This is a genomic window from Phytohabitans aurantiacus (genome assembly GCF_027923225.1).
GTDB classification, from domain to species: Bacteria; Actinomycetota; Actinomycetes; order Mycobacteriales; family Micromonosporaceae; genus Phytohabitans; species Phytohabitans aurantiacus.
This window is the reverse complement of record NZ_BSDI01000105.1, coordinates 1-12,140: the sequence shown is the minus strand read 5'-3', so window position 1 is coordinate 12,140 and position 12,140 is coordinate 1. Positions and strand designations below refer to the sequence as shown.

At 69.7% G+C, this 12,140-nt stretch carries 8 protein-coding genes; all 8 read left to right on the top strand.

What is annotated here, in order from left to right; all coding sequences use genetic code 11:
- Positions 1–684: 684 nt before the first annotated feature.
- The 8 genes from QMG73_RS45530 (at position 685) to QMG73_RS45495 (ending at position 12,022) form a co-directional block, all read left to right on the top strand.
- Positions 685–1,722, top strand: a complete 1,038-nt coding sequence (locus tag QMG73_RS45530) for a LacI family DNA-binding transcriptional regulator (RefSeq protein ID WP_281906342.1) — start codon at positions 685–687, stop codon at positions 1,720–1,722.
- An 88-nt stretch (positions 1,723–1,810) separates the two neighbouring features.
- On the top strand, positions 1,811–3,187 hold the full coding sequence (locus QMG73_RS45525; protein ID WP_281906341.1) for an ABC transporter substrate-binding protein: 1,377 nt from the start codon (positions 1,811–1,813) through the stop codon (positions 3,185–3,187).
- A complete protein-coding gene (locus QMG73_RS45520) occupies positions 3,184–4,059 on the top strand; it encodes a carbohydrate ABC transporter permease (RefSeq protein WP_281906338.1) in 876 nt (291 codons plus the stop codon). Before QMG73_RS45525 ends, QMG73_RS45520 begins: the two co-directional genes overlap by 4 nt.
- Complete coding sequence (locus tag QMG73_RS45515) at positions 4,056–4,910, top strand: carbohydrate ABC transporter permease (protein WP_281906335.1); 855 nt, start codon at positions 4,056–4,058, stop codon at positions 4,908–4,910. The genes QMG73_RS45520 and QMG73_RS45515 overlap by 4 nt, the downstream gene beginning before the upstream one ends.
- A 16-nt stretch (positions 4,911–4,926) precedes the next feature.
- Positions 4,927–7,344 carry a fibronectin type III domain-containing protein gene (locus QMG73_RS45510; protein ID WP_281906333.1) on the top strand — a complete coding sequence of 806 codons (2,418 nt, stop codon included), beginning with the start codon at positions 4,927–4,929 and terminating at the stop codon, positions 7,342–7,344.
- Positions 7,345–7,359: 15 nt separating this feature from the next.
- Complete coding sequence (locus tag QMG73_RS45505) at positions 7,360–9,462, top strand: beta-galactosidase (protein ID WP_281906332.1); 2,103 nt, start codon at positions 7,360–7,362, stop codon at positions 9,460–9,462.
- 24 nt (positions 9,463–9,486) lie between these two features.
- Positions 9,487–11,001 carry an RICIN domain-containing protein gene (locus tag QMG73_RS45500; protein WP_281906330.1) on the top strand — a complete coding sequence of 505 codons (1,515 nt, stop codon included), beginning with the start codon at positions 9,487–9,489 and terminating at the stop codon, positions 10,999–11,001.
- A gap of 7 nt (positions 11,002–11,008) precedes the next feature.
- Entirely contained in the window at positions 11,009–12,022 is a 1,014-nt protein-coding gene (locus QMG73_RS45495) for a LacI family DNA-binding transcriptional regulator (RefSeq protein ID WP_281906328.1), read from the top strand.
- The last annotated feature ends 118 nt before the right edge of the window (positions 12,023–12,140 follow it).

The window sequence follows — 12,140 nt, the reverse complement described above, 5'->3', positions numbered from 1 at the left end:
ATCGCCCTCACCCGCCTACACCTCGGCGGCTACCAAACCCCACTACCCGGCCGCAACTCTCCCACCTGACCCACACATCAGACAGGAGAGCCGTATGCACGCGATTGGATCTCTTTTCGCGTGTATTTGGCCTTGATCCTTGCGATTGCCCTTGATCGGCGCGCGGGGCGGCGGCGGCACGCCGCTTCCGCCGATCAAGGGCGTATGCACGTGGTTGGATCTCTTCTTCGCGTGTATTTGGCCTTGATCCTTGCGAATGGCCTTGATCGGCGCGCAGGGCGCGGTGACACGCCGCCGCCAACGCCTCAAACCCCGACGGCCGGCCTTCGGGCACGACGGCGTGCCGCCTTGCACCCCGGGACCTCTTTCGTCGATCAAGGCCATGTGCATCGATCAAGGGCGAACGCACGCGGAAAAGAGATCCAACCACGTGCGTTCGCCCTTGATCGGCGGGGCCGCGCGGACGCCGCGCGGACGCTGCGATGGTGCGCGCGGCCGCGGCGCGGCGCGGGCGGGCGGGGTGCGCGCGGGCGGGCGGGGTGCGCGCGGGCGGGGTGCGCGGGGCGTGGGGTGGGTGGGGCTGGGTTGCGGGATTGTTTCGGGGGCTTGACGTTCTCGTATGACTGCGCAAACATGACAGCGCAGTCAGAGCGGGCCAGCGAGGGCCGGATGTCGGGAGATAGCATGACGCGGATGGTGGGACGGGGCAGGAACGCGGCCGTGCCGCGCAGTGCCGATGTCGCACGCGTGGCCGGCGTCTCGCAGAAGACCGTGTCCAGGGTCTTCAACAACGAGCCGTACGTCTCCGCCGACGTGCGCCAGCGGGTCATGGCCGCGGCGGAGGAGCTTGGCTATCGGCTCAACCACGCGGCGCGGGCGCTCGCCTCGGGCCGCACCCGTTCCATCGGGGTTGTCACCCTCGGCACCGCCCTCTACGGCCCCGCTTCGCTGCTGATGGGCGTCGAACGGGCGGTCCGCGACGCCGGCTACGCGCTGCGTGTCGTCAACACCGTCGAGGGCGACCCGGCCGGCGTGACCGGCGCGGTCGACTCGCTGATCGAGCAGGGCGTCGACGGCATCGTCATCTCCGAGCCCATAGACGAGGGCGCGGCCGCGGTGCGGGTCGATGTGCCGGTACTGGTGCTCGGCGCGCCCCCGGCCTTCGCCGCCCCGCACGTGATGACCGTCGGGGTCGCCGCCGACGCGCTGGCCCGGGCAGCCACCGAGCACCTGCTGGACCTGGGCCACGCCACCGTCCACCACCTCGCCGGACCGCAGCGCTGGTACGCCGCGCGGGACCGCCTGGACGGCTGGCGATCCGCGCTGCGCGCGCACGGCCGGGCCGAACCGGCGGTCGTCGAGGGTGACTGGTCAGCCGTGTCCGGGTACGAGGCCGGCCGGAAACTGGCGGCGGACGGCGACGTGACCGCGGTCTTCGCCGCGAACGACGACATGGCCATTGGCCTGATCCGTGCCCTGCTGGAAGCCGGCCGCCGGGTGCCGGAAGACGTCAGTGTCGTCGGCTTCGACGACATCCCGGTCGCCGCCTTCGTGACGCCTCCGCTGACCACCGTTCGCCAGCCGTTCGACGCCGTGGCCCAAGAAGGACTCAAGCTTCTGGTCCAGGCCATCGAGAAACCGGACGCTGATCCGCCAATCGCGGTCGACCCACCGGTGGAACTGATCGTACGCACCTCCACCGCACCACCCGCCGGCCGCTAGTCGACGCCGACCAGCCGCCTTCATCCACATAGCACCGCTGTATCAACAGTGCGTTGATTCCCCCTGCCCTCATGACGGGAGCTTCACCATGCCTAGATTCCTTCCCCCAGTTAGCCGCAGGACACTGCTCGCCACGGCGGGAGCGGTGCCGCTCGGCGCCGCGCTGGCCGCCTGCGGGGGCGGCGCCGACAGCGGCGACCAGGCGCCCACCGGGCCGGTCAGCCAGGCCGACATCGACAAGGCGATGTCGACGCCGACCGAGCTGACGTTCTGGACTTGGGTGCCGGACATCCAGCAGGAGGTGGACCTGTTCCTGAAGAAGTATCCGGCCATCAAGGTGAAGGTGGTCAACGCCGGCCGGGGCACCGAGCAGTACACGAAGCTGCGCACCGCGCTCAAAGCCGGCACCGGCGCGCCCGACGTGGTGCAGATCGAGTACCAGTACATCCCGACCTTCACCATCACGAACGACCTGCTGGACCTTCGGCCGTACGGCGCGGAGGCCCTCAAGGACCGGTTCGTCGACTGGGCCTGGGGACAGGTCAGCGGCAAGAACGGCGAGGTCTGGGCGATCCCGCAGGACACCGGCCCGATGGGCATGCTGTACCGGCAGGACATCTTCGACAAGCACGGCATCGAGGTGCCCAAGACCTGGGACGAGTTCGCCGCCGCCTCCCGCAAGCTGCACGCGGCTGACCCCAACACGTACCTGACCTGCCTGTCGGCGAACGAAGCCGGCGCCTGGCACGGGCTGCTCTGGCAGGCGGGCGGCGCGCCCTACGCGGTCTCCGGCGCCAGCGACATCTCGCTGAAGGTGAACGACGAGGCGGCCAAGAAGCTCGCCCGTTACTGGGGCGGGCTCGCGAAGGAAGGCGTCATCGGCACCGAGCCGAACTTCACCGACGCCTGGTTCAACGCGCTCAACCGCGGCAAGTACGCGACCTGGCTGACCGCCGCGTGGGGACCGGTATTCCTGGCCGGCTCGGCGAAGTCCACATCGGGCAAGTGGCGGGCGGCGCCGCTGCCGCAGTGGGACGCGTCGAAGCCGACCTCCGGCAACTGGGGCGGCTCCACGAGCGCGGTCATCAAGACGACGAAGAACGCCATCGTGGCGGCCGAGTTCGCCAAGTTCGTCAACAGCGACCCGGAGAGCGCGAAGCTGTTCGCCACCGAGCAGTTCTTCTTCCCGGCGACCAAGGCGCTGCTGGCCGATCCGAGCTACGTGGGCGACGCGCCCGCCTTCTACGGCGGCCAGCAGGTGAACCAGGTCTTCGCCGACATCAACTCGACGATCAACCTTGGCTTCCAGTGGCCGCCGTTCCTGGACCGCGCGGTGACGGACTGGACCGAGACGGTCGGCAAGTCGCTCGCTGACAAGACCGACACCGTTGTCGCGCTGGACCAGTGGCAGACCCGGCTCACGACGTTCGCCAAGAGCCAAGGCTTCACGGTCCAGGCGTCGTGAGGATCGCCCAACGCCGCGCCGCGGGACCGCTGTTCGTAGCGCCGTTCCTGCTGGTGTTCGCCCTGCTGTTCGTCGGACCGCTGGCGTACGCCGCCTACCTGAGCCTGTTTCGGGACCGGCTCGTCGGCGGTACGTCGTTCGTGGGGCTCGCCAACTACGTCACCGCCGTCCAGGATCCGCAGCTGATCCGCGGGATCGTCCGGGTCGCGACGTTCTTCGTGATCCAGGTGCCGGTGATGCTGGTGCTGGCGGTGCTGTTCGCGCTGGCACTCGACAGTGGACTGCTGCGGCTGTCCAAAGTGGTGCGGCTGGGCATCTTCGTGCCGTACGCGGTGCCGAGCGTGGTCGCCGCGCTCATGTGGGGCTACCTCTACGGCCCGGACTACGGCCCGTTCGCCCAGGCGGCCCGGGCGGTGGACCTGCCGACCCCGCGCTTCCTGACCGACGGTTGGATGCTCGGCAGCCTGGCGAACATCGTCACCTGGGAGTTCGTCGGCTACAACATGATCATCCTGTACGCGGCGCTGCGGGCGATCCCGCAGGGCCTGTACGAGGCGGCCGCGGTGGACGGTGCCGGGGCGTGGCGGATCGCGTGGTCCATCAAGCTGCCCGCGCTGCGCCCGGCGCTCCTGCTGACCCTGGTGTTCTCGGTCATCGGCAGCTTCCAGCTGTTCAACGAGCCGAGGCTGCTGAGGGACATCGCGCCGAACGTCATCGACAGCGGGTACACGGCGAACCTGTACGCGTACTCGCTCGCCTTCACCAGTCAGCAGGTCAACTACGCGGCCGCGGTGTCGTTCCTGCTCGGTTTGGTCATCGTGATCGTCTCCTACGCCGTCCTGCTCACCGCGAACCGGGGGAGGAGCGCATGAGGAGCCGGCGCAGCGTGCCGCTGACGATCGCCATGCTGGCGGCGCTCGGGTACTTCCTGCTGCCGCTGTTCTGGTTGCTCGTGGCCTCGACGAAGAGCACACAGGACCTGTTCACCACGTTCGGGCTGTGGTTCTCGGACAGCCCGCAACTGTGGACGAACATTCGCGCGGCCCTTACCCACGACGATGGCGTATTCGTGCGCTGGCTCGTCAACACCGGCGTCTACGCCGTGGCGAGCGCGCTCGGGGCCGCGCTGCTGGCCGCCGCTGGCGGGTACGGCTTCGCCAAGTTCCGCTTCCGGGGCGACCGGGCCGCCTTCAACGTCGTGCTGGGCGCCATCATGGTGCCGACCACGGCCCTCGCCATCCCGACCTACCTGCTGTTCGCGAAGGTGGGCCTGGTCAACACGCCGTGGGCGATCATCCTGCCGTCATTGGTCAGCCCGTTCGGCCTGTACCTGATGCGCGTCTACGCGCAGGACGCGGTGCCGGACAGCGTCATCGAGGCGGCCCGCATCGACGGGGCCGGCGAATTCCAGATCTTCGCGCGAATCGCCATGCGGCTGCTCGCGCCGGGCTTCGTGACGGTGGTGCTTTTCACGCTCGTCTCGACCTGGAACAACTATTTCCTACCGCTCATCATGCTCAACGACCCCAGCCTGTACCCGATCACGGTCGGGCTCGCGTCCTGGTCCGCGCAGGCCGTCGGCGGCGGGTCCGGTGCCAACAGCGACATGCTCGCGTACGTCGTGACCGGCTCCCTGCTATCGGTCCTACCCCTCGTCGTGGCTTTCCTGCTGCTGCAGCGCTACTGGCAGAGCGGCCTCGCCGCCGGCGGTGTCAAGCAGTGACAACGGAGGTTCCCTCATGAGAAGACACCTGTTTGGAGTCATCGTCCTCGGCGTCAGCGCCGTGGCGGCCGCCACGATGATGCTTCCCGAAACCAACGCCCAGGCGTACGACCCGACCGGCGGCGTCATGTACCAGCTCGGCGCCGAGCCGTGTCTCAAGGGCCGCGGCAACTGCGCGGTGTACCCGAAGTCGGCGCAACTGCCCAGCGGGCGGCTGGTCGCCTCGTTCGAGAAAGCCACCGTCGTACCCGCGACCGGCGGCGCCGACGGCGAGACCCTGCCCATCTACAAAAGTGACGACTACGGCACGACGTGGCAGCCGCTGTCGGAGGTCAAGGCGCCGGCGTACCTGTCCGATGACCCGCGCTACGCCACGTACGTCAGCAACTGGACGAACCCGTACCTGTACGCCCTGCCGCAGGACGTCGGTGCCCTGAAAGCCGGCACGCTGCTGCTGGCGAGCGTCGTGTCGGGTGAGGACCGCTACTACCAGGAGCAGAAGGCCGCCGATCCAAACTGGACACCGTCGAACGACGGCGACCGCGAAAACCTGGCCATCGCCCTGTTCTCCAGCACCGACCAGGGCCTGACCTGGAACGTCGTCAACGTCATCGCGACCGGCGGATGGCAGGGCGGCAGCGCCGGCGCGGTCGGCCGCAACGTCGCCGCCGCCAACACGTACCGGCAGGTCGACCCGCTCTGGGAGCCGTACCTGATGGTCCACGGCGGCAGGCTCGTCTGCTACTACTCCGACGAGAACGGCTTCCTGGGCTTCGACCCGGTCACCGGAGTCGCCACAGTGGACCCGGCCAACGACACCGCCACCGACTCGCACGGCCAGATCCTCGCGCACAAGACGTGGGACGGAAGTAGTCCAACGTGGAGCGACGCGGTCGTCGACGTCGCCGGGCTGACGCAGGACATGGGCGGCGGCAAGACCGAGATCGGCGGCGGGCGGCCAGGCATGACCAACGTCGTCCCGACGACGGACGGCAAATGGCTCATCACCTACGAGTACTGGGGTGGCGGCGCGAACGTCCGGTACAAGCTGGCCGACGACCCGCTGACGTTCTACGCGGACGGCGACCCCGCCGGGACGGCCATCACCTCGCTGCCGGTCGACGCCGGTTCCCGCACCCTGGCCACCGGCGGCAGCCCCGTGCTCATCCGGCTTCCGGACGGGCGGCTTGTCTACAACGCCGCCGGCAGCGGCAACGTGTGGGTCAACGAGAGCGGGCGCAGCGACGGCGTGTGGAAGGAGTACCAGACGACGCTGGGTGCCGGATACAGCCGCAACCTGCAGTACGTCGAGGGCACCGGGCGCGTGGTGATCCTGCGGAACCAGGGCGTCTCCACCATCGCGTACGCCGAGGTCGACCTCGGCCGCTCGGAAGGCGCCTACTACCAGGTCGTCAACCGCAAGACCGGTCAGGTGATCGGCACCGGTGACAACAGCAACGACGCGAACATCGGCAACGGCGACGACCCGGACGTCCGGCTGGAAACGGCCGGCTCGGTGTCCAACAAGGACACCCAGTACTGGCACGTCGTGACCAAGTCCGGTGGCGCCCGCACGTTGCTGAACAAGGCCGGCGGGCGCGCCGCCGCCATCTGGACCGGTAACGCCACGGCCGGCCAGCGGATCGGGCAATGGGTCGACGACACGCGGGCGGGCCTGTGGAACCTCGTCGCGACCACTGACGGGTACTACAAGCTCCAGGCAGCCCGCAACACCAGCATGTACCTGACCGGCGCGTCAGCCGGTGCGGCGCTCACCCTGCAGAACGCGACCGCTGACGGCGGGCAGGAGTGGCGGCTCGTGCCGCAGGCTCCGGTGCGCAAGGCGCTCACGCCGGCCACGGAGTCGCCGGCACTGGTGGCCGCGAACCCGGTGGGGGAGAAGGCGACCCTGCCGCTGGACGCCACGGCGACCGACCCGGCCGGCACCGCCCTGCACGCGAACACGACCGGACACGCCTACGCGTTCGCGACCACCGGCGTGGTGACGGATCTCGGCACGGTCGCCTTCGACGGGGCGCAGAAGGGCAGCGTGACGCTTCCGGAGACGATCGCGGTCGGCACCCGTTTCAAGCTCGCGGTGGTCTTCGACCACACGCCGCTGGTATGGGACACGGTCACCGTCCGGCCGGCCACGGTGCCGTCCGCTCCGGACGCGCCGGCGATCGCGGTCTCCGGCACCGACGTCACCGTGACCTGGCAGGCGCCCGCCGATGGCGGATCGCCCATCACCGGCTACGAGGTGTTCCTCAAGCACGCGTCCGGACAGGTGCTGACCCAGACCGTCACCGCCACGCAGGCCACGTTCGCCAATGTGGCGCCGGGCCGGTACACGGCGAAGGTCGTCGCCGTCAACGCGGTCGGCAACTCCCGGCCCTCAGCGCCATCCGCCCCGATCAAAGTCACCAAGCCCTGACACGGAGGTTCCTTCATGGCGGTACTGCCCGCCCGAGTCCTGTTCGGCGCCGCGTACTACCACGAGTACACGCCCGCCTACGACCCCGACCTGAGGGCTGACGAACGGCTCAAGACCGACCTCGACCTGATGGTGGAGGCCAACTTCACCGTCATCCGCGTCGGCGAGTCCGTCTGGTCCACGTGGGAGCCGGAGAACGGGACGTTCGACCTCGACTGGCTACTGCCGGTCCTCGACGGCGCACACGAACGCGGGATCTCTGTCATCATCGGCACGCCCACGTACGCCGTACCGCCGTGGCTGGCCCGGCAGTACCCGGAGATCACCGGCGAGCACGCCACCGGGCAGCGCATCGGCTGGGGCGCCCGCCAGGAGGTCGACTTCACCCATCCCGCCTTCCGCTTCCACGCCGAGCGGGTGATCCGCAAAATCGTCGCCCGGTACGTCGAGCACCCCGCGGTGATCGGCTGGCAGGTCGACAACGAACCCGGCCTGCACCTGTTTCACAACCAGGGCGTCTTCCAGCGCTTCGTGGACCACCTGCGCGAGAGGTACGGCGACGTCGAGACCCTTAACCGCGAGTGGGGCCTGGTCTACTGGTCGCACCGGCTGTCCACATGGGCCGACCTGTGGACACCGGACGGCAACGCGCAGCCGCAGTACGACGTGGCGTGGCGGGAGTTCCAGGCCCGCCAGGTCACCGAGTTCATCGGCTGGCAGGCCGACATCGTCCGGGAGTTCGCGGGCGCCGACCAGTTCGTCACGACCTGCATCTCGTACACCCGGCGGGGCGTGGCGGACGACGAGCTGGCCGCCCGCCTCGACATCGCCTCCGGAAACCCGTACTACGACATGCAGGACGGCCTGCTGCTGCCCGATCCGACACCGGACGAGCACGAGCAGGTCTGGAAGACCACGGGTGTCTGGTCGATGTACCAGACCGCCGACTGGATGTACTCCTCGCGCCAGGCACCGTTCCTGGTCACCGAGACCAACGCGCAGTCCATCGGCTTCCCGTGGGACAACCGTCCCGGCTACGACGGTCAGTGGCGGCAGGCGGCGTGGGCGCACGTGGCCCGTGGCGCGCGCCTGATCGAGTACTGGCAGTGGCAGACGCTGCGTTTCGGCGCGGAGACGTATTGGGGCGGGGTCCTGCCGCACAGCGGCCAGCCGGGCCGCACCTATGCCGAACTGGCGCGCCTGGGCGCCGAGTTCGACAGGGCCGGGACGCTGGTCGCAGGGTTCGAGCCGGACGCCGACATCGCGATGGTGTACTCGACGCCCAGCAAGTGGCTCATGCAGAAGTTCCCGCCACTGTCCACTCCGGACGGCGAACCGGATCCGGCCGCGTACCACCGGATCTTCGACCCCTTCTACCGTGGCGCGTTCGACGCCGGCCGCCAGGTGCGGATCGTCCACGCGCGACAGTTGCGTCGGCTGGGGCCGGATGAGGCCGCGGGGCGCCACCCGGTCCTCGTCGTGCCCGCGCTCTACGTCGTCGACGACGAGACCATCGACTGGCTCGCGGCGTACGCCGGCGCGGGCGGGCACCTCGTGCTCGGTCCACGCACCGCCTACGCCGACCACGAGGCGCGGGCGCGGCACGAGCCGGCCCCGGCACGCCTGGTCGAGGCGGCCGGCGTCTGGTACGACGAGTTCAGCAACGTCAAGGAGATCCCGGTCGGCGGGTCTCTGGATCTGCCGGCGGGCGCGGCGGCGACACAGTGGATCGACGGGCTCACCGTCGTCGACGCCGAGGTGCTCGTCCAGTACCAGCATCCACACTTCGGACGCTGGCCCGCGGTCACCACCCGCCGCCACGGCGAAGGCCGCGTCACCTACGCCGGCACCGTCCCCAACCGCGGCCTGGCCCAGGCGCTGGCTGCGTGGCTCACCCCGGCGCCGGTCAGCGGCTGGCGCGACCTACCGCCCGCCGTCACGGCGACGAGCGGAACCGGAGCCGGCGGCCGCCGCGTCCACATTCTCCACAACTGGAGTTGGGCGCACGCCAAGCCGACGGCACCCGTGCCCCTGACCGACGTGCTGAGCGGAGCGTCCCTGCCCGCTGGCGCGGCGGTCGAACTCGGCGCCTGGGATGTGCGGGTGCTCGTCGAGTAAACCCATCCGCGAAAGGAGTCACCCGTGAGAAGGTCGTTGTCGGCGTTGCTCATCGCGAGCGTCACGCTGGGAGGAGTCGCGTTGACCGCTCCCGCCCAAGCGTTCGGGCCGTCGGTGCTTTTCGCGCCCTCCGGCACCTGCAACCGCGCCTACTGCACCACGTACGCCAAGTCGGCGCAGACGAATACCGGACGGATCCTGGCCAGCTTCGAGGACAACAACCAACCCGCGGCCGGCCAGACGTTCCCCATCTTCAGCAGCACCAACAACGGCCAGTCCTGGACGAAGATCGCCTCGGTGGCGGACACTTCCGCCCGCCGCTGGGGCAGCAACTGGACCAACCCGTACCTGTACGTGCTGCCGCAGGCCATCGGGAGCATGCCGGCCGGCACCGTCCTGCTCGCGGGTGTCGTCTCGCCGCCGGACCGGTCCGGGACCTCGATCCAGCTGTACCGCAGCAACGACGACGGGTTCACCTGGAGCTGGGTCAGCGAGGTCGCGGTCGGCGGCGGCGAGTGGGGCAGCGCCAACCCGACGCCGATCTGGGAGCCGTACCTGCTGGTCGCGAACAACCGGCTGATCGTGTACTACTCCGACGAGCGCGACGACGCCAACCACGACCAGAAGATCGTGCACCAAAGCTCCACCAACGGGGTCAACTGGGGCCCGGTGGTCGAAGACGTCGCGATGGCCGACCGTGCCCTGCGCCCGGGTATGCCGGTGGTCACCCGGATGTCCAACGGTCAATACATCATGGTGTTCGAGATGGTCGGGCAGTCAAACACCCCGAACAACTACAAGATCTCCTCGAACCCCGAGTCGTGGAACGCGTCGAGCTCCGGTACGACGATCGACTACGGCGGCAGCCCGTTCGTCATCACGCTGCCCAACGGGCGGCTCGCCTACAACTCCTACGGCTCGGGCGACATCCGCATCAACACGGGCAACGGCACGGGCGCCTGGACGCCGGTGCGCACCACCATGCCGCGCGGATACAGCCGGATGCTCCAGTACGTCCGGGGCAGCGGGCGGGTGCTCATCCTGTCGGTCGAGGGGTTCTGGGTCGACGCCCGCAACAGCGTCTACTACGGCGACGTCGACCTCGGCAACTCCGCTGGCGCGTACTACAAGCTCGTCAACCGGCGCAGCGGCAAGGCGCTGGACGTGTACCAGGGCAACCTCCAGGACGGCGCGCAGCTCGTGCAGTGGGCCGACAACGGTGGGCAGAACCAGCACTGGCACGTCACCGACGTCGGCGGCGGGTACCGCACCCTGTTCAGCCGCAACAGCGGTCGCGTCGTGTCGATCTGGGGTACGGCTACCAACGATGGCGCCAACGCGGTGCAGTGGGTCGAGAACAACGGCGGCGACCAGCAGTGGCGACTCGTACCGGCCGGCTCCTACTACAAGATCGTGAACCGCCACGCGGGCAAGGTGCTGGCCGTGCTCGACGCGTCCACAGCGGACGGTGCCCGGGTCATCCAGTGGACCGACACGGGCGCGCTCGACCAGCAGTGGCAACTCGTCCAGGTGTCCTGACGCTTCCATGAGATCCCGGGAACGGCGGTCTGGCCCGTCGATGATCGACGTGGCCGCCCTCGCCGGCGTATCGCACCAGACCGTCTCCCGGGTCCTCAATGGACACCACGGGGTAAGGCCAGAGACGCGCGCCCGCGTGCTCGCGGCGATGGAGGCCCTGGCCTACCGCCCCAACCTGGCGGCCCGCACGCTGGTGACCGGACGGTCGCGGGTCATCGGCGTGGTCACGCTCGGCTGCCAGCTGTTCGGCCCGATGTCCATCCTGTCCGGCGTCGAGCGGGCCGCCCGCACAGTGAACTACTCCGTACGCGTGGCAACCTGCCGGGGAGCCTCGCGCAGCGAACTGCGAGCCGCGGTCGAGCGGCTCGTCAGCCAGGGCGTCGACGGCGTCATCGTCCTGACTCCGCTACACGTCGACGACCTCGCGGGTCTCGCCATGGAGTTGCCGCTGGTGGTCGTCGGTGCGCTACCCAAGGCTGGCGTCCCGGTCGTCGCCGGTGACCAGGCGGACGGCGCGCGCCTGGCGACCGAGCACCTGCTCGGCCTCGGCCACCGGACCGTCTGGCACGTCGCCGGGCCCGACGGATGGTTTGAGTCCGCCCTGCGGATCGAGGGCTGGCGGGCCGCCCTCGCCGCCGCCTGCGCGCCCGAGCCACACCTTCTCGCCGGCGACTGGAGCGCCTGCGGCGGCTACCAGGCGGGCCTGCGACTCGCCCACGAACCCGGGGTAACCGCCGTGTTGGCCGCCAACGACCAGACCGCCCTGGGCGTCCTTCGCGCCTTCGCCGAGCACGGCCGGCGGGTACCCCACGACGTTAGTATCGTCGGGTTCGACGACACGCCCGAGTCCGCGTACTTCAACCCGCCGCTGACCACCGTCCGCCAGGACTACGAGGAACTCGGGCGGCGGGCGCTGGTCCGCCTGCGCGAGTCGATCGGTGGCGGCTCGCCCACGGCGGAGCGCATCGTGCTCACCCCCACACTCGTCGTCCGCTCCAGCACAGCCCTCCCACCACCCTGAACCCGTCCCATGGCCCGCTGTCCGCGCCGCGCTGTCCGCGCCGCGCTGTCCGCGCCGCGCTGTCCGCGCCGCGCTGTCCGCGCCGCGCTGTCCGCGCCGCGCTGTCCGCGCCGCGCTG